23 protein-coding genes are annotated in these 24,420 nt (G+C 71.8%); 17 read left to right on the top strand and 6 right to left on the bottom strand.

Going from position 1 to position 24,420, the window contains the following annotated elements:
* The first annotated feature begins 48 nt into the window (after window positions 1-48).
* From hutU to hutI, 4 genes are all read left to right on the top strand, one after another.
* Window positions 49-1,713, top strand: coding sequence for a urocanate hydratase (gene hutU, locus JF597_RS14490; protein WP_293994074.1), 1,665 nt, complete (start codon window positions 49-51; stop codon window positions 1,711-1,713).
* A 173-nt stretch (window positions 1,714-1,886) separates the two neighbouring features.
* Window positions 1,887-3,089 (top strand): allantoate amidohydrolase, encoded by a 1,203-nt coding sequence (locus JF597_RS14485; RefSeq protein ID WP_293994071.1) that lies wholly within the window; start codon window positions 1,887-1,889, stop codon window positions 3,087-3,089.
* The gene (locus tag JF597_RS14480) at window positions 3,086-4,441 is read left to right on the top strand and encodes a formimidoylglutamate deiminase (RefSeq protein ID WP_293994069.1); all 1,356 of its coding nucleotides are present in this window, start codon (window positions 3,086-3,088) and stop codon (window positions 4,439-4,441) included. Before JF597_RS14485 ends, JF597_RS14480 begins: the two co-directional genes overlap by 4 nt.
* Before the next feature lie 35 nt (window positions 4,442-4,476).
* Window positions 4,477-5,655 carry an imidazolonepropionase gene (hutI, locus tag JF597_RS14475; protein WP_293994067.1) on the top strand — a complete coding sequence of 393 codons (1,179 nt, stop codon included), beginning with the start codon at window positions 4,477-4,479 and terminating at the stop codon, window positions 5,653-5,655.
* A 1-nt stretch (window position 5,656) separates the two neighbouring features.
* Here the strand turns inward: hutI and JF597_RS14470 are convergent, their stop codons facing one another.
* Both JF597_RS14470 and JF597_RS14465 read right to left on the bottom strand, forming a co-directional pair.
* Complete coding sequence (locus JF597_RS14470) at window positions 5,657-7,174, bottom strand: RICIN domain-containing protein (protein WP_293994064.1); 1,518 nt, start codon at window positions 7,172-7,174, stop codon at window positions 5,657-5,659.
* Window positions 7,175-7,333: 159 nt separating this feature from the next.
* Complete coding sequence (locus JF597_RS14465; protein WP_293994061.1) at window positions 7,334-8,227, bottom strand: RNA polymerase sigma factor SigF; 894 nt, start codon at window positions 8,225-8,227, stop codon at window positions 7,334-7,336.
* A gap of 306 nt (window positions 8,228-8,533) precedes the next feature.
* Here JF597_RS14465 and JF597_RS14460 point away from each other — a divergent pair, with 306 nt between their 5' ends.
* From JF597_RS14460 to JF597_RS14435, 6 genes are all read left to right on the top strand, one after another.
* A complete protein-coding gene (locus tag JF597_RS14460; RefSeq protein WP_293994059.1) occupies window positions 8,534-8,947 on the top strand; it encodes an STAS domain-containing protein in 414 nt (137 codons plus the stop codon).
* 183 nt (window positions 8,948-9,130) lie between these two features.
* The gene (locus JF597_RS14455) at window positions 9,131-9,649 is read left to right on the top strand and encodes an ATP-binding protein (RefSeq protein ID WP_293994056.1); all 519 of its coding nucleotides are present in this window, start codon (window positions 9,131-9,133) and stop codon (window positions 9,647-9,649) included.
* A 247-nt stretch (window positions 9,650-9,896) separates the two neighbouring features.
* On the top strand, window positions 9,897-10,580 hold the full coding sequence (locus JF597_RS14450; protein WP_293994054.1) for an LPXTG cell wall anchor domain-containing protein: 684 nt from the start codon (window positions 9,897-9,899) through the stop codon (window positions 10,578-10,580).
* A 28-nt stretch (window positions 10,581-10,608) separates the two neighbouring features.
* Window positions 10,609-11,481: a hypothetical protein gene (locus JF597_RS14445; RefSeq protein ID WP_293994051.1), complete on the top strand. Its 873-nt coding sequence runs from the start codon at window positions 10,609-10,611 to the stop codon at window positions 11,479-11,481.
* 41 nt (window positions 11,482-11,522) lie between these two features.
* A complete protein-coding gene (locus JF597_RS14440) occupies window positions 11,523-12,578 on the top strand; it encodes a hypothetical protein (protein ID WP_293994181.1) in 1,056 nt (351 codons plus the stop codon).
* A gap of 2 nt (window positions 12,579-12,580) precedes the next feature.
* A complete protein-coding gene (locus JF597_RS14435) occupies window positions 12,581-13,888 on the top strand; it encodes a hypothetical protein (RefSeq protein WP_293994049.1) in 1,308 nt (435 codons plus the stop codon).
* A gap of 115 nt (window positions 13,889-14,003) precedes the next feature.
* On the opposite strand, the gene JF597_RS14430 is transcribed toward JF597_RS14435, so the two are convergent.
* Complete coding sequence (locus JF597_RS14430) at window positions 14,004-15,500, bottom strand: oligopeptide:H+ symporter (RefSeq protein WP_293994046.1); 1,497 nt, start codon at window positions 15,498-15,500, stop codon at window positions 14,004-14,006.
* A gap of 491 nt (window positions 15,501-15,991) precedes the next feature.
* On the opposite strand from JF597_RS14430, the gene JF597_RS14425 reads away from it, so the two are divergent.
* Window positions 15,992-16,669 carry a response regulator transcription factor gene (locus JF597_RS14425; RefSeq protein WP_016436346.1) on the top strand — a complete coding sequence of 226 codons (678 nt, stop codon included), beginning with the start codon at window positions 15,992-15,994 and terminating at the stop codon, window positions 16,667-16,669.
* Between the two features lie 109 nt (window positions 16,670-16,778).
* The gene (locus tag JF597_RS14420) at window positions 16,779-18,050 is read left to right on the top strand and encodes an ATP-binding protein (RefSeq protein ID WP_293994039.1); all 1,272 of its coding nucleotides are present in this window, start codon (window positions 16,779-16,781) and stop codon (window positions 18,048-18,050) included.
* Window positions 18,051-18,086: 36 nt separating this feature from the next.
* Here the strand turns inward: JF597_RS14420 and JF597_RS14415 are convergent, their stop codons facing one another.
* A complete protein-coding gene (locus JF597_RS14415; RefSeq protein ID WP_293994037.1) occupies window positions 18,087-18,590 on the bottom strand; it encodes a GtrA family protein in 504 nt (167 codons plus the stop codon).
* A 216-nt stretch (window positions 18,591-18,806) separates the two neighbouring features.
* Between JF597_RS14415 and JF597_RS14410 the strand changes: the two genes are divergently transcribed.
* The 4 genes from JF597_RS14410 to JF597_RS14395 all read left to right on the top strand — a co-directional run bounded on the left by JF597_RS14410 (window position 18,807) and on the right by JF597_RS14395 (window position 22,896).
* On the top strand, window positions 18,807-19,946 hold the full coding sequence (locus JF597_RS14410) for a 5-(carboxyamino)imidazole ribonucleotide synthase (protein WP_293994035.1): 1,140 nt from the start codon (window positions 18,807-18,809) through the stop codon (window positions 19,944-19,946).
* Window positions 19,943-20,464, top strand: coding sequence for a 5-(carboxyamino)imidazole ribonucleotide mutase (purE, locus tag JF597_RS14405; RefSeq protein ID WP_293994033.1), 522 nt, complete (start codon window positions 19,943-19,945; stop codon window positions 20,462-20,464). Before JF597_RS14410 ends, purE begins: the two co-directional genes overlap by 4 nt.
* 21 nt (window positions 20,465-20,485) lie before the next feature.
* Window positions 20,486-21,664 (top strand): dipeptidase, encoded by a 1,179-nt coding sequence (locus tag JF597_RS14400; protein ID WP_293994031.1) that lies wholly within the window; start codon window positions 20,486-20,488, stop codon window positions 21,662-21,664.
* A 134-nt stretch (window positions 21,665-21,798) separates the two neighbouring features.
* Window positions 21,799-22,896 carry a dipeptidase gene (locus tag JF597_RS14395; RefSeq protein WP_293994029.1) on the top strand — a complete coding sequence of 366 codons (1,098 nt, stop codon included), beginning with the start codon at window positions 21,799-21,801 and terminating at the stop codon, window positions 22,894-22,896.
* 26 nt (window positions 22,897-22,922) lie between these two features.
* Here JF597_RS14395 and JF597_RS14390 read toward each other — a convergent pair whose 3' ends face one another.
* Both JF597_RS14390 and JF597_RS14385 read right to left on the bottom strand, forming a co-directional pair.
* Window positions 22,923-23,312 carry a VOC family protein gene (locus tag JF597_RS14390; RefSeq protein ID WP_293994027.1) on the bottom strand — a complete coding sequence of 130 codons (390 nt, stop codon included), beginning with the start codon at window positions 23,310-23,312 and terminating at the stop codon, window positions 22,923-22,925.
* Between the two features lie 14 nt (window positions 23,313-23,326).
* Complete coding sequence (locus JF597_RS14385) at window positions 23,327-23,686, bottom strand: VOC family protein (RefSeq protein WP_293994025.1); 360 nt, start codon at window positions 23,684-23,686, stop codon at window positions 23,327-23,329.
* A 118-nt stretch (window positions 23,687-23,804) separates the two neighbouring features.
* Between JF597_RS14385 and JF597_RS14380 the strand changes: the two genes are divergently transcribed.
* A complete protein-coding gene (locus tag JF597_RS14380) occupies window positions 23,805-24,311 on the top strand; it encodes a CGNR zinc finger domain-containing protein (RefSeq protein WP_293994023.1) in 507 nt (168 codons plus the stop codon).
* The last annotated feature ends 109 nt before the right edge of the window (window positions 24,312-24,420 follow it).

Genomic DNA, 24,420 nt, shown 5'->3' with positions numbered 1-24,420 from the left:
AGGAACACTTCGCCGGCCGTTGATCCCTGATCCGCTAGGAGGCAGACCATGTCAGGACCCCGCCCCGTACGAGCACCGCGCGGTACGGAACTGAGCGCCCTGGGATGGCAGCAGGAAGCCGCCCTGCGGATGCTGCAGAACAACCTGGACCCCGAGGTCGCCGAGCACCCCGACAAGCTCGTCGTCTACGGCGGCACCGGCAAGGCCGCCCGCGACTGGCGCTCCTTCGACGCGATGGTCCGCACGCTGAGGACCCTCAAGCAGGACGAGACCATGCTGGTCCAGTCCGGCCGCCCGGTCGGCGTCATGCAGACCCACGAGTGGGCCCCGCGCGTCCTCATCGCCAACTCCAACCTCGTCGGCGACTGGGCCAACTGGGAGGAGTTCCGCCGCCTGGAGGCCCTCGGCCTGACCATGTACGGCCAGATGACCGCCGGCTCCTGGATCTACATCGGCACCCAGGGCATCCTCCAGGGCACCTACGAGACCTTCGCCGCCGTCGCCGCCAAGAAGTTCAACGGCACCCTCGCCGGGACCATCACCCTCACCGCCGGCCTCGGCGGCATGGGCGGCGCCCAGCCCCTCGCGGTCACCATGAACGACGGCGTCGCGATCTGCATCGACTGCGACCCGCGTGCCATCGAGCGCCGCATCGAGCACCGCTACCTCGACGTGAAGGCCGACAGCCTGGAGCACGCCCTCCAGCTGGCCACCGAGGCCCGCGACGCCCGCCGCCCGCTCTCCATCGGCCTGCTGGGCAACGCGGCCGAGCTGCTGCCGCGGATGCTCGCCGAGGGCGCCCCGATCGACATCGTCACCGACCAGACCTCCGCGCACGACCCGCTGTCCTACCTGCCGGTCGGCGTCGCCTTCGAGGACATGGCCGACGCCGCCGCCAAGGACCCGGCCGGCTTCACCACCCGGGCCCGCGAGTCCATGGCCAGCCACGTCGAGGCCATGGTCGGCTTCATGGACGCCGGTGCCGAGGTCTTCGACTACGGCAACTCCATCCGCGGCGAGGCACAGCTGGCCGGATACGACCGGGCGTTCGCCTTCCCCGGCTTCGTCCCCGCCTACATCCGCCCGCTCTTCTGCGAGGGCAAGGGCCCCTTCCGCTGGGCGGCCCTGTCCGGCGACCCCGCCGACATCGCCAAGACCGACAAGGCGATCCTCGACCTATTCCCGGAGAACGAGTCCCTCGCCCGCTGGATCAGGATGGCCGGCGAGCGGGTCCAGTTCCAGGGCCTGCCCGCGCGCATCTGCTGGCTCGGCTACGGGGAGCGGGACAAGGCCGGCGAGCGGTTCAACGACATGGTGGCGAGCGGGGAGCTGGCGGCGCCGCTGGCCATCGGGCGCGACCACCTCGACGCCGGCTCCGTCGCGTCCCCCTACCGCGAGACGGAGGCCATGCTGGACGGCTCCGACGCGATCGCCGACTGGCCGCTGCTGAACGCGATGGTCAACGTCGCGTCGGGTGCGTCCTGGGTCTCCATCCACCACGGCGGCGGGGTCGGCATGGGCCGGTCCATCCACGCGGGCCAGGTGACGGTCGCCGACGGCACGAAGCTGGGCAGGGAGAAGATCCGCCGGGTGCTGACCAACGACCCCGGCATGGGCGTCATCCGGCACGTGGACGCGGGGTACGACATCGCGGAGTCGGTCGCCGAGGAGCGCGGGGTTCGGGTGCCGATGCGTGAAGGTGAGTCGGCGTGACCAACGGCGACTCTCCGGTGGGGGCCGAGCTCTCGTCGCCGGGCGCGGGCGCGGCTGTGCCCACCCGCCCCCACTCTCGACTTCGTTCGAGCGGGGGGACCCCCATCGCCCTGCCGAACGACCGCCCAGAGCCTGGACAGAGTCCGGGGAGCAGCGCGGCTTCCTTTCACTCCATGTGGCGTGAGCTGCTTCCCGTGGGGCGGCACCCCGACTCCCGCGGTTACCGGCGCTTCGCCTGGACCGAGGCCGATGGTGAGTGCCGGGCCTGGTTCCGGGAGCAGGCCGAGGGGCGGGGGCTGGCGTACGAGGTGGACCGGAACGGGAACCAGTGGGCCTGGCTCGGCGACCCGGCGGCCGGGGACGCCGTCGTCACCGGGTCGCATCTGGACTCCGTGCCGGACGGCGGGGCCTTCGACGGGCCCCTCGGCGTCGTGTCCTCCTTCGCCGCGCTCGACGAACTCCGGGGGCGAGGGGTGGAGTTCACCCGGCCCCTCGCCATCGTGAACTTCGGCGACGAGGAGGGCGCCCGGTTCGGGCTCGCCTGTGTCGGGTCCCGGCTGACCGCGGGGCACCTGACCGTCGAGCAGGCCCACCGGCTCACCGACGGCGACGGCATCACGCTGCCGCAGGCCATGGAGGCCGCGGGCTACGACCCCGACGCCATCGGGCCCGACCCCGAGCGGCTCGCCCGCATCGGCGCCTTCGTCGAACTGCACGTCGAACAGGGCCGGGCGCTGGACCTGTCCGGCGACCGGGTCGGCATCGCCAGTGCCATCTGGCCGCACGGACGCTGGCGGTTCGACTTCCGCGGCGAGGCCAACCACGCCGGCACCACGCGGCTGGTGGACCGGCGCGACCCCATGCTGTCGTACGCCGAGACCGTGCTCGCCGCCCGCCGGGAGGCCGAACTCGCCGGTGCCGTCGCCACCTTCGGCAAGATCGCCGTCGAGCCGAACGGCGTCAACGCCATCCCCTCCCTGGTGCGCGGCTGGCTCGACTCCCGCGCCGCCGACCAGGCCACCCTCGACACCGTCGTCGGCGGCATCGAGAAGGCGGCCCGGGAGTACGCGGAGGCACACGGCATCGACCTGGACGTGGTCCGCGAGTCGTTCACGCCGGTCGTCGAGTTCGACCACGCCCTGCGGGACGAGCTGGGGCGCATCCTCGGCCGGGACACCGGTCTCACCGTGCCCGTCCTGGGTACCGGTGCCGGACACGACGCCGGGATCCTCTCCGGGAGCATCCCGACCGCCATGCTGTTCGTGCGCAACCCCACCGGCGTCTCGCACTCCCCGGCCGAGTTCGCGGCCGAGGACGACTGCGTGGCCGGGGTGAGCGCGCTCGCCGACGTACTGGAAGGGCTGGCCTGCGGGTGACGACACGGACGACGTACTGGTTGGAGCATGCCTGGCTGGACACGCACGTCGAGCCGGGCGTCGCCGTGGAGGTGGCCGGCGGCCGGATCACGGCGGTGCGCACCGAGGTGCCCGTGCCGCCGCCGGGTGCCGAGGTGCTGCGCGGCCTCACCCTCCCCGGCCTGGCCAACGCCCACTCGCACGCCTTCCACCGCGCCCTGCGCGGCACCGTGCAGGTCGGCTCCGGGACCTTCTGGACCTGGCGCGAACTCATGTACGCCTTCGCCGACCAGCTGACCCCGGAGACCTACCACGCGCTCGCCCGCGCGGTGTACGCCGAGATGGCGCTGGCGGGCGTCTCCTGCGTCGGCGAGTTCCACTACGTCCACCACGCCCCCGGCGGCACCCCGTACGCCGACCCCAACGCCATGGGCGAGGCGCTGATCGCGGCGGCCGCCGACGCCGGGATCCGGATCACCCTCCTCGACACCGCCTACCTGTCCTCGGGCATCTCGGACAAGCACGGTGGCGAGCCGCCCAACACCCACCAGCTGCGCTTCTCCGACGGCAGCGCGGAGGCCTGGGCCGAACGCTGTTCAGTTCTCAAGGAACGGGATCACGCACGGATCGGGGCGGCGATCCACTCGGTACGGGCGGTGCCCGCAGGGCAGTTGGCGACGGTGGCGCGCTGGGCCGAGGAGCGGCGGGCCCCGCTGCACGTGCACCTGTCCGAGCAGACGGCCGAGAACGACGCCTGCCAGGCCGCCCACGGCTGCACACCCACCCGCCTCCTCGCCGACCACGGCGTCCTCGGCCCACGCACCACGGGCGTCCACAACACCCACCTCACCGACGAGGACATCGCCCTGCTCGGCGGCTCCGGCACCGGCACCTGCATGTGCCCGACCACTGAACGCGACCTGGCCGACGGCATCGGACCGGCCGTCGCGCTCCAGCGCGCCGGCTCGCCGCTCTCCCTCGGCTCCGACAGCCACGCCGTGATCGACCTGCTCGAAGAGGCGCGCGCGATGGAGCTGAACGAGCGGCTGCGCACCCGCACCCGGGGCCACTGGACGGCCGCCGCCCTGCTGCGCGCCGCCTGTGCCGACGGACATGCCGCCCTCGGCTGGGACGACGCCGGCGCCATCGAGACCGGCATGCTCGCCGACCTCACCACGATCGCGCTGGACTCGGTCAGAACGGCGGGACCGCTGCCGCGGCTCGGCGCCGAGACGGCCGTATTCGCGGCGACGGCAGCGGACGTACGGCACACGGTCGTCGGAGGCCGTCACGTCGTACGGGACGGCGCGCACACCCTCGTACCCGACGTGCCACAGGCCCTCGCGCGGGCCGTCGAAGCCCTTCGCACCTGACGACCAGCCCACCCAAGGACTCCGACGAGGACGCCATGAGCAGCAGCACCGCCATCACCGACATCGCCACGCTGGTCACCAACGACCCCTCCCTCGGTGACAACTCCCCTCTCGGCCTGATCCAGGACGCGGCCGTCGTCATCGAGGGCGACCGCGTCGTGTGGACCGGTGAATCCAGCAAAGCACCCGCCACTGACAACCGGGTCGACGCGGGCGGCCGGGCGGTGCTGCCGGGCTTCGTGGACTCCCACTCGCACCTGGTCTTCGCGGGCGACCGCACCCAGGAGTTCAACGCCCGCATGTCCGGCCGCTCCTACACGGCGGGCGGCATCCGGACGACCGTCGCGGCCACCCGCGCCGCCACCGACGAGGAACTGGAGCGGAACCTCACGCACTACCTCGCCGAGGCCCTCCGCCAGGGCACCACCACCTTCGAGACGAAGTCCGGCTACGGCCTGACGGTCGCCGACGAAGCGCGGGCGCTGCGTATCGCCGCCGCCCACACCGACGAGGTCACCTACCTCGGCGCCCACATCGTCTCCCCGGACCACGCCGACGACCCGGCCGCCTACGTCGACCTCGTCACCGGCGAGATGCTCGACGCCTGCGCCCCCTACGCCCGCTGGATCGACGTCTTCTGCGAGAAGGGCGCCTTCGACGGCGACCAGGCCCGGACGATCCTCACCGCGGGCAGGGCCAAGGGCCTGACCCCGCGCATCCACGCCAACCAGCTCTCCTACGGCCCCGGCGTCCAGCTCGCGGTGGAACTCGACGCGGCCAGCGCCGACCACTGCACCCACCTCACCGCGGCGGACGTGGACGCCCTCGCCAACAGCCGGACCGTCGCCACCCTGCTGCCCGGCGCCGAGTTCTCCACCCGCGCCGAATGGCCCGACGCCCGCCGCCTCCTCGACGCCGGCGCGACGGTCGCCCTCTCCACCGACTGCAACCCCGGCTCGTCCTTCACCTCCTCCGTCCCCTTCTGCATCGCCCTGGCCGTACGGGACATGCACATGACCCCCGACGAGGCGGTCTGGTCGGCCACGGCGGGCGGCGCGGCAGCCCTGCGCCGGACGGACATCGGCCGCCTGACCCCGGGCGCCTCCGCCGACCTGCTTCTCCTGGACGCCCCGAGCCATGTCCATCTGGCATATCGGCCGGGGGTGCCGCTGGTCAGCGGGGTGTGGCGGAAGGGCGTACGGGTCGTCGGCTGAGTCAGCCCGCCCCCGCCCGCCAGTGCTGTCCCGTGCCGTCGTTCACCGGGTCCAGGGAGAGCTGGTCGTCGCCGGACGGGGTGAGGGCCGTCTCGAGGGCGATCTCCGGGCGGATCTCGCCGTCGGGGGTCACGGTGAAGCGGAGGTTGTCGCCGTGGTCGCCGTCCACCGAGTCGCAGCTCCAGATGCCGACGCCCTTGTCGACGGAACCCCGGCTGTCCAGGCAGAAGTCGGAGTCCGCGGCGGACTGCAGGACGCCCCGGTCCGGGTCGACCCGCCAGCGCTGGCTGGCGGAGCCGGAGCAGGGGGCCGTGACCACGTCGGTGCCGTCGTCGAAGTCGCCGTCGCGCACGTCCAGGCAGCGGGCGGTGGCGAGGTTCACGACCTGGGCGTAAGCCGTTCCCGGGGGTTCGGGGGCGGGGGAGGCGGTGGGGGTCGGACGGGCGGACCGGGTCGGGGCGGGGCTGTGTGACACAGCACTGGCACTGGCACTGGCACTGGGCGTGGCCGAGGCACCGGACGGTGTCGGCGAGACGGTCGCCGTCGCCGTCACCGTCACCTGGGGGCTCGGCGGCGGCGGGGTCGCGGCGGCGGGGTCGGGGGCGTGGCCGTCCCGGTGAGCCAGCAGGACCAGCAGCAGCGGCACCAGGGCCACGCCCAGCGCCGTGGAGGTCAGGAGCAGGCGCCGGGACGGCTGGCGGCGCTGCCGGGACCGGGCGGGGCCGGCGGGTGGGGCAGGCGGGGCTTCGTGCCGTGCGTACGCCGTTCCGGCCCAGGGCAGCAGGCCCTCCGCCAGGGTCTCGCGCGGGGCGTCCCGGAGCGCGGTGAGGTCCTCGAACGCGGCCGTGCAGTGCGGGCAGTGCGCCATGTGCGCGTGCAGGTCGGGGCTGTGGCGCGGGTTCTCCGGGCGGACCGACTCCTCGATCAGGCGGCGGAAGTCCGCGCAGCGCTGATCGTCCGAGGCGGCCAGGCGGGTGCGCAGGCAGGCCTGGGCCAGGGACTGGAGGGCGGGCGGGGTGTCGTACCGGACGTCCTCGGGGGTCAGGCCGAGATAGGTGGCGGTCGGCTCGGCGGGCTCCCCGTCCAGCACGCCGTACCAGAGCAGGCCCTGGGTGCGGGACGGCAGGGACTGGAACGCCGGGAGCAGTGGCGGGGTCGGGCCGCCCGGGGCACCGGAGGAGTTCAGGACCAGCAGGAGGGTGGGGTCCAGGGCGGCGGAGTGTTCGTCGCCGGACCAGCCCGCGGCCAGCCGGGCGGCGAGCAGGAGCAGGTGGTGACGGAGGGGTACGACCGGCTCGGCGCCGCGCGCGATGTCGCGGGCGGCGGTGGTGAAGGTCTGCGCTGCGAGCCGGCGGGCCGCCGCGTCGCCGGCCGTGCAGAGGCGGGCGTAGGCGAGGACCGCGGGGTGGTGGCGGGCGCGAAGCTCCTGGAGGGCGGGGTAGGCGGTGGGGGTGGAGGTGCGCAGGAGCTCGGTCAGGCGGGTGTCCGAGGGCGGACCGCCCTGGATGTCCTCGACCATCGTGCACCCCTTCTCCCGGGCCGTCCTTCCTGACGTACCGGCCAGTTTGGGGTGTGACTCGCGGTAGCGGGGGAGCTTTGGCCAAAGACGCAGCGGGCCGGGGCGGGGGCTCGGCGGGGGGATCCCCGTCGCCCCGACGGCGCAACGGTCGGACCGGGGTCATTCGTCCAGCGTCAGCGCCCTGCGCAGGTGCACGAGCGTGCGGGACAGCAGCCGGGAGACGTGCATCTGGGAGATCCCGAGTTCGTCGCCGATCTCCGACTGGGTCATGCCCGCGACGAAGCGGAGGGAGAGGATGGTGCGGTCCCTGGCCGGGAGTTCGGCGATGAGGGGCTTCAGGGACTCGATGTACTCGATGCCCTCCAGGCCGTGGTCCTCGTAGCCGATGCGGTCCGCCAGGGCGCCTTCGGAGTCGTCCTCGTCGGGCTGTGCGTCCAGGGAGGAGGCGGTGTAGGCGTTGGACGCCGCCATGCCCTCGACGACCTCCTCGTTGGAGAGGCCGAGGCGTTCCGCGAGTTCCGCGACGGTGGGGGCGCGGTCCAGCTTCTGGGCCAGTTCGTCGCCGGCCTTGGCGAGGTCGAGGCGGAGCTCCTGGAGGCGGCGCGGGACGCGTACCGACCACGACGTGTCGCGGAAGAAGCGCTTGATCTCGCCGATGATGGTGGGCATCGCGAAGGTGGGGAACTCGACGCCGCGGGAGAGCTCGAAGCGGTCGATCGCCTTGATCAGGCCGATGGTGCCGACCTGGATGATGTCCTCCATCGGCTCGCTGCGCGAGCGGAAGCGGGAGGCGGCGAACTTGACCAGCGCGAGGTTCAGTTCCACCAGGGTGTTGCGGACGTACGAATAGTCGTGCGTGCCTTCCTCCAGCGACTCCAGCCGCTCGAAGAGGGTCTTGGACAAGGCGCGCGCGTCGACCGCGTCGACCTCGTCGTACGGGGGGATCTCCGGGTGTCCGAGTTCCGCGAAGAATCCCTCGATGGCATCCAGTGGTTCCGGTGGGGGTGTCGACGTCGCCGTCAGGGGGTACGAGGCGTCGAGCCGGGGTGACATGGTGTCCTCCATCGTTCTCGGCAAATAAGGCTGCCGGAGCCGTGCGTGCACTGCGGTGTGCGGCGCCTCCAAAGCCGGCCGTGTCGGTTACGTGTCCCTACTAGGCCTACCCGCTCCGCGGAGGCACTCGCAAGTCCGTTCTATTATGGTTTGTCCCATTCTGCGAGGTTGTTCGGGTGTCGGGTTGCGTGCAGAAGGCGTAATGTTCGAGGGCGTCCACGCGGCGTTCGGCGGACATCGGTGGGCATCGTCAGACATCGGTCAGACGGTGGCAAAAGCGGTCACGACCTCGGGAGAGAGACGGCAATGGACCACGGGACGGTCGGCAGCGCACAGTCGGGCCGGCTGCTGGTGGAGGTGCGGGAAGAGGGCTCCAGTGCCGTCGTGATTCCGGCGGGTGAGCTCGACCACCACACCGCCGACCTGTTGCGCGAGCCGCTTGACGATCTCCTCGACAAGGGGTTCTCACGCCTTGTCGTCGACTGCTCACGCCTGGAGTTCTGCGACTCCACCGGGCTGAACGTGCTGCTGGGTGCCCGGCTGCGGGCGGAGGCCGCCGGGGGCGGGGTGCACCTCGCCGGGATGCTGCCCGTCGTAGCCCGCGTCTTCGAGATCACCGGCGCCGAGGCGGTCTTCACCGTCCACGACTCCGTCGAGGCGGCCCTGGCCGACGAGGACGACGGGGGTGGCGGGACCGGCGCGACCGGCGGCGAGGGCTGAGCCCCGGCCGGCCCGGCGTCCGGAACCGGGGGGTGTTCCCGTGGATCGCTCGGGCAGGAGAGAGTCTGGATCTGTCGCGCCCGGCCCGGCTACGTTCGAGTCGATCGCGCCGACAGGCCCGGACGAACTGCAGCAACCCGAAATTTTTCCTGTGAACCGGTGAATCGGTGAGGTGAAGCGCTGATGAGCACGACCCGGCCTTACCCGCCGGGCGACCGCGGCCCGGAGCCCAGCGGCGCTTCGGGGATGTCCGAGGGGGCGGCGTCCGACGACCTGCCGGCCTCGACGGGGGGTCGTCAGGTCCGGAGGCTCCGCCTCCACGGCGAGAGCGGGGTCGTACCGCTCGCCCGCGATTTCACTCGCCAGGCGCTGCACGCGTGGGGGTGGCTGCCGGCCGCGACGGCCGACCGCAGGGCCGCCGCCGAGGATGTGCTCCTCGTCGTCTCCGAACTCGTCACGAACGCGTGCCTGCATGCGGAGGGGCCGGACGAGCTGTTCCTGGCCTGCGACAAGAAGGTGATCCGGGTGGAGGTGTCCGACCGGGGGGCCGGGCAGCCGGCACCGCGGACGCCGCACCGGGCGGGGCGGCCGGGCGGGCACGGGATGTTCATCGTGCAACGGCTCTGTCTGGACTGGGGGGTTGTACGGGCGCAGGGGGCGGCCGGGAAGACCGTGTGGGCGGAGTTGGGGGCACCGGCGTAAGAGGGCGCCGCGTTGCTTTTCGGCTGACGGCCGGTGGGGGCTGGTCGCGCAGTTCCTCACGCCCCTGACGGGGCGCTGTGGCGGGGCGCATCACATCCCAGGGGGCGCTTCGGCATCCCCACACTTCCGCCACGCCCTTTCTCTTCCCTCCTCATGAGCCCCGGCGTACCTTGACGGCCGAATCTGATACCTCGTCAGTAACGAATGGGGTGGACCGACCGTGTCGTCGTACCCGAAACGTACCGCCGTGCTCGCGTCCGCCGCCGCCCTGGCCGGATCGGCGGTGCTGCTCGCCGCCCCCGCGGCACACGCCACCGTCGTCAACGTCAACTACCACTGCAAGACGCCGATCGGCGACAAGAGCGCCGTCTCCCCGATCGACATCACGGGCGTCAAGAGCGGCAGCGGATACAAGATCACGATGTCCTGGCAGAAGGGCGTCTCCTCCAGCCCCGTCGAACTCGGCAAGGGCGCGATGAACCCGAGCGCCACCATCAAGCTCGGCGGCGCCGACAGCGGCACCCTGAACGTCACCGGCGCCGCCAACCAGGCCGCGATCCCCGCCAACACCCCCATCAAGATCAGCGACCTGAGCGGCACCTACACCCCGGAGAAGTCCGGCAAGGTGACGTTCACGGCGGGCACGCTCACCATCAAGGCGCTCGGTACGACGACCACCTGCACCCCCACCAACAACCCGGGCCCGTCCCTGACCCTGGACGTGACCGCGGCGGGCGGTGGTTCGAGCAGCTCCGGCAGTTCCGGCTCGTCGTCGTCCGGCGGCACCGGCACCGACTCCGGAGGCACCCTCCCGAAGACCGGGCCCGAGGACTCGTTCGTCGCCCTCGGCACCCTCGGCGGCACCGTGCTGCTGGCGGGCGCGGCGGGCACGCTCTGGCTGACCCGGCGGAACCAGACCGTACGCCGCTGACCTCCGGGTCCGACCGCTGGAGCCGCCCATGCCGTCCGCCCGGTCCGCAGTCCCGTCAGCCGCCCGGTCCGCCGCCCGTGTCCTCGGCCTCGCCGCGCTGACCCTGCTCGCCACCGCCCCGCGGGCGGCGGCCGCCGAGGGCTGGTCGCTCACGCCCGCGGGCGGCGGCCGCCCCTCCTTCTACGCCGAGGGCACCCCCGGCACGGTCCTCCAGGACACCGTGTCGGTGACCAACGCCGGCGGCCACCCCGCCACGGTACGGCTGACCGGCACCGGCGTCCCCGTCGCCTTCGCCGAGCAGACCGTCCGGGTCCCCGCCCGGACCCGCGCCGACGTCCCCTTCACCATGACCGTCCCGGCGGGCGCGGCCCCCGGCGACCGCACCGGCACGCTCGTGGCGAGGGACGCCGACGGCCGCACCGCAACCGCCCGCATCCGCCTGCGCGTCGGCGGCCCCGCGCTCTCCGCGCTGACCGTAGAACACGTCGCCGTCCACGGTGACCGCATCACCTACCAGCTGGTCAACCGGGGTACGACGGTGCTCACTCCGAAGCTGGCGGTGCGCGCCCACGGCCTGTTCGGCCGGGTCCTGCTGGACCGGGCCGCGCGCACCCTCCCGGTCCGGCTCGCACCGGGCACCCGCACCGACCTCAGCGAGCCCTGGCCCGGCCACCCCGCCCTGGACACGGTCGACGTCCGGCTGACGGCGACGGCGGCGGACGGCGCACACGACACGGCGGAGACCGAGGCGCGGTTCGTGCCGTGGGGCGCGGTCGCGGGGGTGGCGGGCGCGCTGGCGGCGGGGGCCGCCGTGACGGTCGTACGACTGCGCGGACGACGTACCGGCCAGGCGGCCGAACCCGTGTCCATGGACGTCGAGTTGACGGGAGCAGCGAGGTGAGGGTGCGTGCGGTCCCGAGACCGGTGCCGGTGCTGGCGGCACTGACGGCGCTGGCGGCGCTGTTCTCGCTGTTCCTCGTGCCTGTGGCGGCAGCCGCCGGCGGGCCGACCGTCAAGGTCTCCAAGTCCCAGGCCGGCACCGGAGGTTCGGTCACCGTCAGCGGCACCGGCTGGCGGCCGCACACCCTGCTGATGATGCTGGTCTGCGGCCAGTCCAGCCCGTCCCGGGGTGTGATCGGCGGCACCAACTCCTGCGCCAACGCCGACGGGCGGGCCGTCACCACCGACGCGAACGGCTCCTTCAGCAAGCAGCTCCCGGTCGCCGAACCGCCGGTCCCCTGCCCGTGCGTGGTGCACGTGGCCACCGTGACCGGCGCCGGCGCCGACGCGGACGCCGCCTTCCAGGTCGCCGGCCACCCCGTCAAGGCGCTGCCCGCCCAGTCCACCGGCGGCAGCCTGTCGATGCTCACCGACACCCGTCTCGACGGCTCCTCGGGCCTGCTGACCTGGTTCGGCGCACCCCCTTCCCGCACCGTCGTCTTCACCATCGGCAACGCGGGATCCAGCACCCTCAAGGACCCGGTCTTCCAGGTCGGCACCGCCCACGGCGTGTTCGCCCCCCAGTGGGACGAGCAGCAGTGGCACGGCACCCTGGCGCCCGGCAAGAAGGCCCAGGTCGAATTGCCCGTCGAACTCTCCGCCGGGGCACACGGCGACTACACCGTCTCCGTCAGGTACCAGGGCAAGGTCCTTGCCGAGGAGCCCTGGGGCGTCGGCCGCCCCTGGGGAGTGACCCTCTTCTGGCTCCTGCTCTGCGTGGTCGTACCGGCGGCCGTCTTCCGCATCGGCATGGCGGTGGTGGACCGGGTACGGCCGCCCCGCGCCGGCGGCATCCGGCACCGGGGAGTGCCCCGCCCGGTCCTCCGGGTGCCGCGCCTGCGCGCCGCGGCACCCGCGCCCCCGGCGGCCTCCACCACCTCGACCCTGCCGTGGTTCACGCCGGACTCCGGTCCGGACGCGACGGCCGGCCGGCTCTCCGCACCGCACGACGACAGTTCCACGAGTCCCACGACTCCGACGACGAAAGGACCGACGTGATCATGCGAAGGAGAGTGACACCGGTACCGGCCAGAGCGGGCGCGGCGGCGGCCGCCCTGGTCCTCGCCGGGGCGGGCGCCCTGCTCGGCGCGGCCGCGGGGACCGCCCAGGCGGCCGAGGTGTCGTACGCCACCCACTGTGTACCGCCCGCCGGGGTCGCCGACCCGATCGACGGGACCACCAAGGTCGAGATCACCGCGCCCGCCACGGCTAAGGTCGGCGACACCGTCGACATCACCTGGAAGTTCGTGCAGGCCGCGTCCAAGAACCCCGACATCATCGACCTGCCCGCGAACACGGTCCAGCCGTCCGGCACGGTCAAGGCGGCCGGTGCCCAGGCCGCCGACATCGCCATGCAGGGGCCGCGCGAGAACCCCGCGATCCCCAAGGGCGGCGACATGGTGCTGTCCGACATGACGGGCACGCTGAAACTGACGTCGCCCGGCGAGGTGACGCTCACGCCGGACGCGTACACGGTCAACGCCTACGGGACGAACACCGTGTGCACCCCGAAGGGCACGGTGGAGAAGGCGGCCACGATCCAGGTCACCGGCAGCGGTTCGAGCGGCTCGGCGAGCCCGTCGGACACCACGTCGGCGTCGGCGTCCCCCTCCGGCTCGGCATCCCCTTCCGACTCGGCGTCGGCGTCCGCCTCCGCCTCCGCATCCGCCTCCGACGGCACGGGCAGCGGCCAGACCGACTTCACGGGCAAGCAGGTCGACATCCCCTACGCCTGCAAGACACCCATCGGCGACAAGAGCGCGACCTCGCCGGTGCAGATCAACGCCAAGAAGGACGGCGGCAACTTCGACCTCACCGTGCAGTTCAAGGGGTCGGTGATGGACAGCCCCGCCGACATCCCGGCGGACTCGGTGAAGCCGTCGATGGAGGTGGTCCTGGGCGGCGCCGACAAGGGCACGGTCCATGTGGAGGGCCCCACCAACTCCTCCGCGATCAAGTCCGGCGACCCGATCGAGATCCCGGACCTGACGGGCACGTACAAGCCGGGGGCGAGCGGCGAGTCGACGCTGTCACCGGGCGTCCTGACGGTCGAGGCCCTCGGCACGACGACGACGTGCACCCCGACCAAGACCGCGGTCTCGCTGACCCTGGACACGACGGAGCAGGCGGGCGGGGCGTCGGGCAGCACCACTTCGGGAAGCAGCGGAAGCAGCAGTGGCAGCGGCGGCCTGGCAGAGACCGGTGACAACAGCAACGGCGCACTGAAGGCGCTGGGCCTGGTGGCAGGAACGGCCATCCTGCTGGGCGGCGCCGTGTTCACGTTCATGCCTCGAAAGAGGACGCGGTGACCAACTTGCCTCTGGGGGCGCGGGGAACTGCGCGATCAGCCCCCACCAACCGTTAGCCGAAACACAGGAGGGCCACCCCATCCAAAAGATGCGGTGGCCCTCTGTCAAAAAACGATCAGTGCACGTCGCCCATGAGCTCGCGGACCTTCTTCCGGTACAGCCACACGGCCACACCGGCGACCACGGCGAGAGCCGCCTGCAACGCCACGATCCCCGTCTTGTTCAGGTCGACACCGGCGATCGACAGCAGCCCGGTCGTCGCGTCACCTGCGGTGACCGCGAGGAACCACACGCCCATCATCTGCGACGCGTACTTCGCCGGCGCCATCTTGGTCGTCACCGACAGACCCACCGGGGACAGCATCAGCTCACCCACGGTCTGCACGAAGTAGATCCCGACCAGCCACATCGCCGCGGCCTTGTGCCCGCCGTCCGCGATCGACAGGGGGGCGAGGAACAGGAAGAACGACGCACCGATCAGCACCAGACCACCGGCGAACTTCACGGCCGTGCTCGGCTCCTTGCCGCGCCGCGCCATCGCCAGCCACGCCCAGGCGAAGACCGGCGCGAACGCCATGATCATGACCGGGTTGACGGACTGGTACCAGGAGACCGGGAAGTTCCAGCCGAAGATCGTGTTCTTCGCGGAGGCGTCGGCGAACAGGGAGACGGTCGAGCCACCCTGGTCGTAGATCATCCAGAAGACGGCGGCGGCCACGAAGAACCAGATGTACGCGCTCATCTTGGACTGCTCGGCGCGGTCCAGGTCCTTGTCCCGCTTGATGCGGGCGATGACGACGACCGGGATCACCAGACCGGCGATGGTGATCGGGACCAGCAGCCAGTTCAGCGTGTAGACGCCGGAGACACCCACGACGACGTAGAAGACCACGGCGACGGCGGCCCAGAAGCCGGCCTTCGTCAGCGTCGCCTTCTTCTCGGCGGCGGACAGCGGCGTCGGGACGATGTCCGAGCGCGAGCTCAGGTGGCGGGTGCCGAGCAGGAACTGGGCGAGACCCAGCGCCATGCCGACCGCGGCCAGCGCGAAGCCCAGGTGCCAGTTGTAGTTCTCGCCGACCGTGCCGATGATCAGCGGCGCGGCGAACGCGCCCAGGTTGATGCCGATGTAGAAGAGCGTGAAGCCACCGTCACGGCGCGGGTCGTCCGGACCCTCGTACAGGTGGCCGACCATCGTGGAGATGTTGGCCTTCAGCAGGCCGGAACCTATGGCGACCAGGCCGAGGCCCGCGAAGAAGGTGCCGGCGCTGGGCAGCGCCAGCGTCAGGTGGCCGAACATGATGATCGTGCCCGCGACGGCGACCGTCTTGCGGGGGCCGAGGACACGGTCGGCGAACCAGCCGCCCGGCAGGGCGAGCAGGTACACGAGCGACAGGTACACCGAGTAGATCGCCGTCGCCGTGGCCGCGCTCATGTGCAGGCCGCCGGGAGCGACCAGGTACAGCGGGAGCAGGGCCTTCATGCCGTAGTAGGAGAATCGCTCCCACATCTCGGTCATGAAGAGGGTGGCCAGTCCGCGGGGGTGGCCGAAGAAGGTCTTCTCGGAACCGGGGGTGCCCGGTCGGACCGAGTCCTTCGTCAGGCTGGACGCCATGGTCGTTCCTTGCTGGTCGGAGCGCGCGGTGGGGCTCTGCGCACCCGTGGGGGGAGCGGCCGGCACCGGCAGGGTCCGCCCGTCCACCCCACGCCCACAGGGATTCCGCCCCGGGTCGCGGGGCGGTGGACGGCGACCACCGGGATCCACGCCCCGTGACGCTGCGTCGCGTCCGGAGCCCGGCCAGAGGTCATTCCTTTCGAGGCTGGCAGGCCAGCCCGCACACAAAAGAGACCTTCAGCGTCAATATGCCCACCAAAGGTCCCCGGGTGTACTACAGGCGTTCACGTCACTGTACGTCAGGACACTGCCGGATATGGAAGGACTTGAGACAGGGATCACAGGTGTCGGAGGAACCTCGCACCCAGTTTCGAAGGTCCCCTCTACGATCGCACCTCGCACCCACAGGTTCGTACCACTGTGCCCCAAGGTAAGAATCCCTGGTGCCGATCACACTCCAGTACTGCGCGTAATCGGACTACCATCACCCCATGACCCGTGTACTGCTCGCCGAGGACGACGCGTCCATCTCGGAGCCGCTGGCCCGCGCACTGCGCCGGGAAGGTTACGAGGTGGAGGTGCGCGAGGACGGACCCACCGCGCTCGACGCCGGAATGCAGGGCGGCGTCGACCTGGTCGTGCTGGACCTCGGGCTGCCCGGCATGGACGGCCTGGAGGTGGCGCGCCGGCTGCGTGCCGAGGGCCACGCCGTGCCGATCCTCATCCTGACCGCGCGGGCCGACGAGGTGGACACCGTCGTCGGCCTCGACGCGGGCGCCGACGACTACGTCACCAAGCCGTTCCGCCTCGCCGAACTGCTGGCCCGGGTGCGGGCGCTGCTGCGGCGCGGTGCCGCGGAGCCGGCGCAGCCGCCGGCCACGCACGGTGTGCGGATCGACGTCGAGTCGCACCGGGCGTGGATGGGCGACGAGGAGCTCCAGCTCACGGCGAAGGAGTTCGACCTGCTGCGGGTGCTGGTGCGGGACGCGGGGCGGGTCGTCACGCGGGACCAGCTGATGCGGGAGGTCTGGGACACCACGTGGTGGTCGTCGACCAAGACGCTCGACATGCACATCTCGTGGCTGCGTAAGAAGCTCGGCGACGACGCGGCGAACCCGCGGTACATCGCTACCGTGCGTGGTGTCGGGTTCCGTTTCGAAAAGAGCTGAGTGGTGGGCGGTACCTCACAGTGCGCGACTGACCGTTGTAGGTGGTTGCTCGCGCCCACGCGGCGGAGCCGCAGATGTAACGGCCCCGCGCCCCTGACGGGGCGCTGACATGCGGCGTCGGCTGATTCAGTCCACGTTGGCCGTCGTGCTCGTCGTCATCGCCGTCTTCGGCGTCTCGCTCGTCATCGTCGAGTCGCGGACCATCAGCAACAGTGCCCAGGAACGCGTCGACTCCGAGGCGCTCCGCCTCGCCAGCATCGTCGACAGCCGGATTCTCGAGGACGAGGACGTCACCGCCGAGATACTGCGCAGCCAGGTCGGCAAGGAGCAGTACGCCGTCATCCGGATCCCTGGCAAGCCCCCGATCGAGCTGGGCGTGAAGCCCGAGGGCGACGTCATCCACTACACGGCCGACGGTGAGGAAGGCGAGACGATCACCGTCCAGGAGCCGCGCTCGACCGTGACCCGGGAGGTCGGCCGTACGCTGCTGATCATCGGGGCCGTCGCGCTGCTCGCCGTGATCGCCGCCGTGCTGCTCGCGATCCGGCAGGCCAACCGGCTGGCCTCCCCGCTGACCGACCTCGCGGAGACCGCCGAGCGGCTGGGATCCGGTGATCCGCGCCCGCGGCACAAGCGGTACGGCGTCCCCGAGCTGGACCGGGTCGCCGACGTGCTGGACTCCTCCGCCGAGCGGATCGGGCGGATGCTCACCGCCGAGCGGCGCCTCGCCGCCGACGCCTCCCACCAGCTGCGCACGCCCCTGACCGCGCTGTCCATGCGGCTCGAGGAGATCACCCTCACCGACGACCCGGACATCGTGAAGGAGGAGGCGAACGTGGCGCTCACGCAGGTGGAGCGGTTGACGGACGTCGTGGAGCGGCTGCTGACGAACTCCAGGGACCCGCGTACCGGCTCCGCCGTCTCCTTCGACCTGGACGAGGTCATCCAGCAGCAGCTCGCCGAGTGGCGGCCCGCCTACCGTGGCGTGGGCCGGGCGATCGTCAGCTCCGGCAAACGGCACCTGCGCGCGGTCGGCACGCCGGGCGCGGTGGCGCAGGTGCTGGCCGCGCTGATCGAGAACTCCCTGATGCACGGGGGCGGCACCGTCGCCCTGCGGACCCGGGTAACCGGCAACCAGGCGGTGGTCGAGGTGACCGACGAGGGCGCCGGGGTCCCCGCCGACCTGGGCAACCGCATCTTCGAGCGGACCATCAGCGGCCGCAACTCCACCGGCATCGGGCTGGCCGTCGCGCGTGACCTCGCGGAGGCCGACGGCGGCCGCCTGGAGCTGCTCCAGGCCCAGCCACCGGTCTTCGGCCTGTTCCTGTCCCGCACCCCGCCGCCGCACAAGCCGGACGACGACCTGCCGACGGTCCGCTAGGAGCGACGGTCCGCCAGGACCTGCCCGCGGTGTGCCCTACCGAACCCGCTGTGCGGGGTTCTCGGCGTCGGCGGCCCGCTCCAGGATGGCCTCCGCGTCGGCGACCGCCTCACGCGCCGGCAGTGCCTTGAACACCCACGTGCGGTACGACCAGAAACGGAACAGCGTCGCCACGCCGATGCCGACGAACTTGAAGACGTTGCTCTGCAGCGGGCTGTCCCAGCCGAAGCCGTAGGTGGCCAGGTACAGCAGGCCGTTCTCGATGACCAGGCCGACCGCGCTGAACAGCAGGAACAGGGTGAGTTCCCTGGTGCGGCCGCTCTTCTCGCGGTCCCGGTACGTCCAGTACCGGAAACCGAGGTAGTTGAAGATGATCGCGACGACCGTCGCTATGACGCTCGCCCGCACCACTGGCAGGTCGGTGACGTGCCGGACCAGGTTGAAGACGCCGAGATTGACGAGAATGCCGGCTCCGCCGACCGCGCCGAATTTGGCGACCTCGCGTACGAGCCGTTGCAGCCCCGAGGAACCACGTTCCATGGTTGTGCGGGCTCCCGTCAGTAGGTATTGCGACTCAGCCACTCTAACGACCCAGTATCTCCGACGCCTGTGGATGGCGACACAGGCCGGGAAAGGCTTGGGAAGAGCTCCGGAAAGGCGCGGGAAAAGCGGGGCAAGAGGCGGTGAAGCGGCGGGTAAGAGCCCTGGCCGCGGGCGCGGAAACCGGCCACCCGGCGCGGCCGATATCCTAGGGGCGTGACGTTCCCGGTAGTCGGCATGGTCGGCGGGGGTCAGCTCGCGCGTATGACGCACGAGGCGGGCATCCCGCTGGGCATCAGGTTCAAGCTCCTCAGTGACACTCCCCAGGATTCCGCGGCCCAGGTGGTGAGCGATGTCGTCGTCGGCGACTACCGCGACCTGGAGACGCTGCGCGCGTTCGCGCGCGGCTGCGACGTGATCACCTTCGACCACGAGCACGTGCCCACCGAGCACCTGCGGGCCCTGGAGGCGGACGGCATCCCCGTGCGCCCCGGTCCGGACGCGCTGGTGCACGCCCAGGACAAGGGTGTGATGCGGGCGAAGCTCACGGAGATCGGCGTGCCGTGCCCGCGGCACCGGATCGTGGCCGACCAGGAGGACGTGGTCCGGTTCGCGGCCGAGGGCGACGGCTTCCCCGTCGTCCTGAAGACCGTGCGCGGCGGCTACGACGGCAAGGGCGTGTGGGTCGTCGAGACGGCCGAGGAGGCCACCGACCCCTTCCGGGCCGGCGTGCCGGTCCTCGCCGAGGAGAAGGTCGACTACGTCCGCGAGCTCGCCGCCAACGTCGTACGCTCCCCGCACGGCCAGGCCGTCGCCTACCCGGTGGTGGAGTCGCAGCAGGTCAACGGCGTCTGCGACACCGTGATCGCGCCCGCGCCCGACCTGGACGAGACCCTCGCCCTGCAGGCCGAGGAGCTGGCCCTGCGGATCGCCAAGGAGCTGGGCGTGGTCGGCCACCTGGCCGTCGAGCTGTTCCAGACCCGCGACGGCCGCATCCTCGTCAACGAACTGGCGATGCGCCCGCACAACAGCGGCCACTGGAGCCAGGACGGCGCGATCACCAGCCAGTTCGCCAACCACGTGCGGGCCGTTCTCGACCTGCCCCTGGGCGACCCGCGGCCCCGCGCCCGGTGGACGGTCATGGTCAACGTCCTGGGCGGCGACTACCCGGACATGTACTCCGCGTACCTGCACTGCATGGCCCGCGACCCGAAACTGAAGATCCACATGTACGGCAAGGACGTGAAGCCCGGCCGCAAGGTCGGTCACGTCAACACCTACGGCGACGACCTGGACGACGTTCTCGAGCGCGCACGTCACGCTGCCGGCTACCTGAGAGGCACGATCACCGAATGAGCCCTGTTGTCGGCATCGTCATGGGTTCGGACTCCGACTGGCCCGTCATGGAGGCAGCCGCCAAGGCCCTCGACGAGTTCGAGATCGCGTACGAGGTGGACGTCGTCTCCGCGCACCGCATGCCGCGCGAGATGGTGACGTACGGAGAGCAGGCCGCCGAGCGCGGCCTCAAGGTGATCATCGCGGGTGCCGGGGGAGCGGCCCACCTCCCGGGCATGCTCGCCTCCGTCACCCCGCTCCCGGTCATCGGCGTGCCCGTCCCGCTGAAGTACCTCGACGGCATGGACAGCCTCCTGTCCATCGTGCAGATGCCGGCCGGCGTCCCGGTCGCCACCGTCTCCGTCGCCGGTGCCCGCAACGCGGGCCTGCTGGCCGCCCGCATCCTCGCCACCCACGACGAGGAACTGCTCGGCCGGATGCGCGACTTCCAGCAGGACCTCAACGACCAGGCCACCGATAAGGGCAAGCGACTGCGGGCCAAGGTCGAGGGCTCGAACGGCTTCGGCTTCGGCAAGTAGGACTCCGGGAAGCAATACGCAATGACGTCCCTCGATGAAGCCCGGTCCCTGCTGCGCGAGTTCCCGGTCGTCGACGGCCACAACGACCTGCCGTACGCACTGCGCGAGCAGGTCCGCTACGACCTCGACGCCCGTGACATCGCCGCCCACCAGAACGCCCACCTGCACACCGACATCCCGCGGCTGCGGGACGGCGGCGTCGGTGCGCAGTACTGGTCGGTGTACGTCCGCTCGGACCTGCCGGGCGCGGTCCCGGCGACCCTCGAACAGATCGACTGCGTACGGCAGCTGATCGCCCGTTACCCGGCCGACCTGCGGGCCGCGCTGACGGCCGCCGACATGGAGGCGGCGCGCGCCGAGGGCCGTATCGCCTCCCTGATGGGCGCGGAGGGCGGCCACTCCATCGACAACTCGCTAGGCACCCTGCGCGGCCTGTACGAGCTGGGCGTGCGCTACATGACGCTCACCCACAACGACAACAACGACTGGGCGGACTCGGCGACCGACGAGCCGAACGTGGGCGGTCTGTCGGCCTTCGGCCGCGAGGTCGTGCGGGAGATGAACCGCCTGGGCATGCTCGTCGACCTCTCCCACGTGGCCGCCACGACCATGCGCGCCGCACTCGACACCACCACCGCCCCGGTGATCTTCTCCCACTCCTCGTCCCGGGCCGTCTGCGACCACCCCCGCAACATCCCGGACGACGTCCTCGAACGCCTCGCCGGCAACGGCGGCATGGCGATGGTGACGTTCGTACCGAAGTTCGTGCTCCAGGCGGCGGTCGACTGGTCGGCGGCCGCCGACGACAACATGCGCGCCCACGGCTTCCACCACCTCGACACCACCGAGGAGGCGATGAAGGTCCACCGGGCCTTCGAGGAGACCAACCCGCGCCCGGTCGCCACCACCGCCACGGTCGCCGACCACCTCGACCACATGCGCGAGGTCGCCGGCATCGACCACCTCGGCATCGGCGGCGACTACGACGGCACCGCCTTCACCCCGGACGGCCTGGACGACGTCTCCGGCTACCCCAACCTGATCGCCGAGCTGCTGGACCGCGGCTGGTCCAGGGCCGACCTGGCGAAGCTGACCTGGCAGAACGCGGTCCGTGTGCTGGGCGCGGCGGAGGACGTGGCCCGCGGCCTCCAGGAGACGCGGGGGCCCTCGCACGCGACCATCGCCGAGCTGGACGGCTGAGACCGTACGGAAGGGCCGGGCGTTCGGGGCGTACCCCCGAACGCCCCGTCCACCAGGAACCCTCCCGGGCGGCCGTGCGACGGTGGGCTACAGCCCCTTCACGACGTAGCTCAGGACGACGTACGGAGCCCTTCATGGCCGACCTCCAGCACGACATCCACACCACGACCGAGGTCGGCAGGGAGGACTTCCTCCCGGCCGACCCGTTCCCCCTGGAGTCCGGTGCCGCGGTCCTGGAACGGGCCCACGCGCTGCTGGAGGCGCATCCGGTGGCGGACGGCTACTGTGCGCTGCCCCGGGCGCTCGGACCGCTGCCCTGGTACGACCTGGAGCTCGGCGAGACGGCCGTGGACACGGACGTGCCCCGGCTGCGCGAGGGGCACGTGGGCGCCCTGTTCTGGTCGCTGGACCTGCCGGCGGGGGAGCGGGGCGACCGGGCCGTGGGGGCCACCCTGGAGCAGCTGGACCTGGTGCGCCGGGTGGTCGAGACGCACCCGGAGGGGCTCCGGCTGGTGCGCACCGCCGGGCAGGTCATCGACGCCCGCAACTGCGGCCGGGTCGCCGTGGTGCTCGGCCCGGCCTCCGCCGCCGCCGTCGACGACTCCCTCGGCATCCTGCGGGTCCTGCACTCCCTCGGCCTGCGGGTGCTCTCCCTGGCCGGGGCCGCCTGGGCGGGGGCGGAGGGGCTGACCCGGTTCGGCGAGGAGGTGGTCCGGGAGATGAACCGGCTCGGGGTGCTCGCCGACCTGTCCGGCGCCCCGGAGATCACCCTGGCCCGGGTGCTGGCCCTCTCCAAGACCCCGGTCCTGTGCACCCGCTCCGCCGCGGCGGCCGTGCGCCCGCACCCCGCCAACCTCTCCGACGAGCTGCTCGCGCGGCTCGGGGAGCAGAAGGGCGTGTGCATGGTGCCGCTGGCCGCCGAGCAGACCGGCCCGACCGTCCCGGACGTCGCCGACCACCTCGACCACATCCGCGGGGCCGCGGGCCCCGAGTGCGTCGCGCTGTCGGGTACCTACGACTCCGGCGTCGCCCACCCCCGCGACCTCGACGACACCTCCCGCTACCCCCACCTGATCGCCGAGCTGCTCCGACGCGGCTGGTCCGAGCCCGAGCTGGCCCTGCTGACCTGGGGAAACGTCCAGCGGGCCCTGCGCAGCGCCGACTTCACCGCCCGCGCGACCCAACGCCGCAGGGAACCGAACCCGCCGCGCCCGGCGGACACCGAGGCCTGATCAGTCGATCCGGTCAGTCGATCCGGTCAGTCGATCCGGCAGAGACAGAACGGATGCCCTGCCGGGTCGGCGAACACCCGGAAGTCCTCCGTCACAGGGTCCTCCTCGCGTCGCAGCAGCCGCGCCCCCAGCGCCAGCACCTTCTTCTCCGCCGCGTCGACGTCCTCCCACGTCGGACCCGCGTCGAAGTCGAGATGGAACTGCTGCGAGTTGTGGTCGGCCCGCGGCCACTCCGGCGGGACGTACCCCTCCGCCGGCTGGAAGCCCAGCCGCAGTCCGTCCGCCAGCCGCAGCACGACCCAGTCGTCCTCCTCGGCCACCAGGGTGCCCCCGACGACGGCCGCGTAGAAGGCGGCCAAGGCGTGCGGGTCCGGACAGTCGATCACCACGTTGCGCAAGCGTGCGACGGACGCCATGAGTGCTCCTTCTCTCAGCAGGCGCAGAGACAGAACGGGTGCCCTGCCGGGTCGGCGTACACCCGGAAGGTGCGCTCCCGGTCCGCCGCGTCCAGCGGCTTGGCGCCCAGCTCCAGCACCCCCTTCTCGGCCGCGTCGAGGTCGTCCACCACCAGGTCCAGGTGGAACTGCTGCGAGTCGTCGGGCGCGGGCCACTGCGGCGGCACGAAACCGGGCGCCTTCTGGAACGCCAGTGCCTGCCCGCCCGGCACCGCCAGGTCCACCCAGTCCCCGTCCCCCTCGACCGTGCCGCCCAGCACCCCGGCGTAGAAACCGGCGAGCGCGGACGGGTCGGGACAGTCCAGGACCACGACACCCAGCTTGGCGAGAGCCATGACTTCCTCCTCGAAGTAGGAGTTACCCCTAAAGCCGTTCAACCAGTAACTTCGGTTACCGTATGCTCCCGCACCGGGGGTAACGTCGCAACCGGATTTCGGGAGGTGACGTACAGGGATGAGTGAGAGATCGCCCGCGCCGGGCGGCCTGGCCCTGGTCGAGGCCCTGGTGAACACCCTGGACCTCGAGTCGGGCGCCGACGCGCTCGACACGGTGGACAGCAGGGCACGCCTCGGCATCACGGAGGCCGAACTCTCACCGGCGCGCGCCCTGCGCGAGTCGCTGCGCGCCACCCTCCTCGCGCACGCCGGGTACCCCCCGCACCGCGAAGTCACCCCCTTGGGTGAACTGCTCGCACAGGCCCCCCTGCACGTCGCTGTCGACCCCGCCGACGGCTCGGCGACCCTCGCCCCCGCCGACCCGGCCCCGCTGCTCTCCCGCATAGCCGCGGCCGTCGCCACCGCCGCGATCGAGGGCACCTGGACCCGCCTCAAGGCCTGCGAGGCCGACACCTGCCACTGGGCGTACTACGACCGCAGCCCGGCCGGCCGCGGCCGCTGGTGCTCCATGCGGGTGTGCGGGGCGCGCGCCAAAATGCGCCGGTACCGGGCCAAGGAGCGGTAAGGCACAGCCGGTTCACCGGAAAAGCGTGTGCCGGGTGGTGCAGAATGCAACAAGACACCGGTTCGGCCGACTGAGCCTCGGCCGAACCGGTGTCGCCTTATGGCCCGGG

It is taken from the genome of Streptomyces sp., assembly GCF_019510245.1.
Classification (GTDB): domain Bacteria; phylum Actinomycetota; class Actinomycetes; order Streptomycetales; family Streptomycetaceae; genus Streptomyces.
Note: the sequence above shows the minus strand (reverse complement) of the source record. Positions and strands in the feature narration are given on the sequence as shown.

Bases quoted from the DNA above. Each gene is read 5' to 3' on its own strand.
- hutU (WP_293994074.1), top strand. From the start codon at position 49: ATGTCAGGACCCCGCCCCGTACGAGCACCGCGCGGTACGGAACTGAGC.
- JF597_RS14485 (WP_293994071.1), top strand. From the start codon at position 1,887: ATGTGGCGTGAGCTGCTTCCCGTGGGGCGGCACCCCGACTCCCGCGGT.
- hutI (WP_293994067.1), top strand. From the start codon at position 4,477: ATGAGCAGCAGCACCGCCATCACCGACATCGCCACGCTGGTCACCAAC.
- JF597_RS14470 (WP_293994064.1), bottom strand. From the start codon at position 7,174: ATGGTCGAGGACATCCAGGGCGGTCCGCCCTCGGACACCCGCCTGACC.
- JF597_RS14465 (WP_293994061.1), bottom strand. From the start codon at position 8,227: ATGTCACCCCGGCTCGACGCCTCGTACCCCCTGACGGCGACGTCGACA.
- JF597_RS14460 (WP_293994059.1), top strand. From the start codon at position 8,534: ATGGACCACGGGACGGTCGGCAGCGCACAGTCGGGCCGGCTGCTGGTG.
- JF597_RS14455 (WP_293994056.1), top strand. From the start codon at position 9,131: ATGAGCACGACCCGGCCTTACCCGCCGGGCGACCGCGGCCCGGAGCCC.
- JF597_RS14445 (WP_293994051.1), top strand. From the start codon at position 10,609: ATGCCGTCCGCCCGGTCCGCAGTCCCGTCAGCCGCCCGGTCCGCCGCC.
- JF597_RS14435 (WP_293994049.1), top strand. From the start codon at position 12,581: ATGCGAAGGAGAGTGACACCGGTACCGGCCAGAGCGGGCGCGGCGGCG.
- JF597_RS14430 (WP_293994046.1), bottom strand. From the start codon at position 15,500: ATGGCGTCCAGCCTGACGAAGGACTCGGTCCGACCGGGCACCCCCGGT.
- JF597_RS14425 (WP_016436346.1), top strand. From the start codon at position 15,992: ATGACCCGTGTACTGCTCGCCGAGGACGACGCGTCCATCTCGGAGCCG.
- JF597_RS14420 (WP_293994039.1), top strand. From the start codon at position 16,779: ATGCGGCGTCGGCTGATTCAGTCCACGTTGGCCGTCGTGCTCGTCGTC.
- JF597_RS14415 (WP_293994037.1), bottom strand. From the start codon at position 18,590: ATGGAACGTGGTTCCTCGGGGCTGCAACGGCTCGTACGCGAGGTCGCC.
- purE (WP_293994033.1), top strand. From the start codon at position 19,943: ATGAGCCCTGTTGTCGGCATCGTCATGGGTTCGGACTCCGACTGGCCC.
- JF597_RS14400 (WP_293994031.1), top strand. From the start codon at position 20,486: ATGACGTCCCTCGATGAAGCCCGGTCCCTGCTGCGCGAGTTCCCGGTC.
- JF597_RS14395 (WP_293994029.1), top strand. From the start codon at position 21,799: ATGGCCGACCTCCAGCACGACATCCACACCACGACCGAGGTCGGCAGG.
- JF597_RS14390 (WP_293994027.1), bottom strand. From the start codon at position 23,312: ATGGCGTCCGTCGCACGCTTGCGCAACGTGGTGATCGACTGTCCGGAC.
- JF597_RS14385 (WP_293994025.1), bottom strand. From the start codon at position 23,686: ATGGCTCTCGCCAAGCTGGGTGTCGTGGTCCTGGACTGTCCCGACCCG.
- JF597_RS14380 (WP_293994023.1), top strand. From the start codon at position 23,805: ATGAGTGAGAGATCGCCCGCGCCGGGCGGCCTGGCCCTGGTCGAGGCC.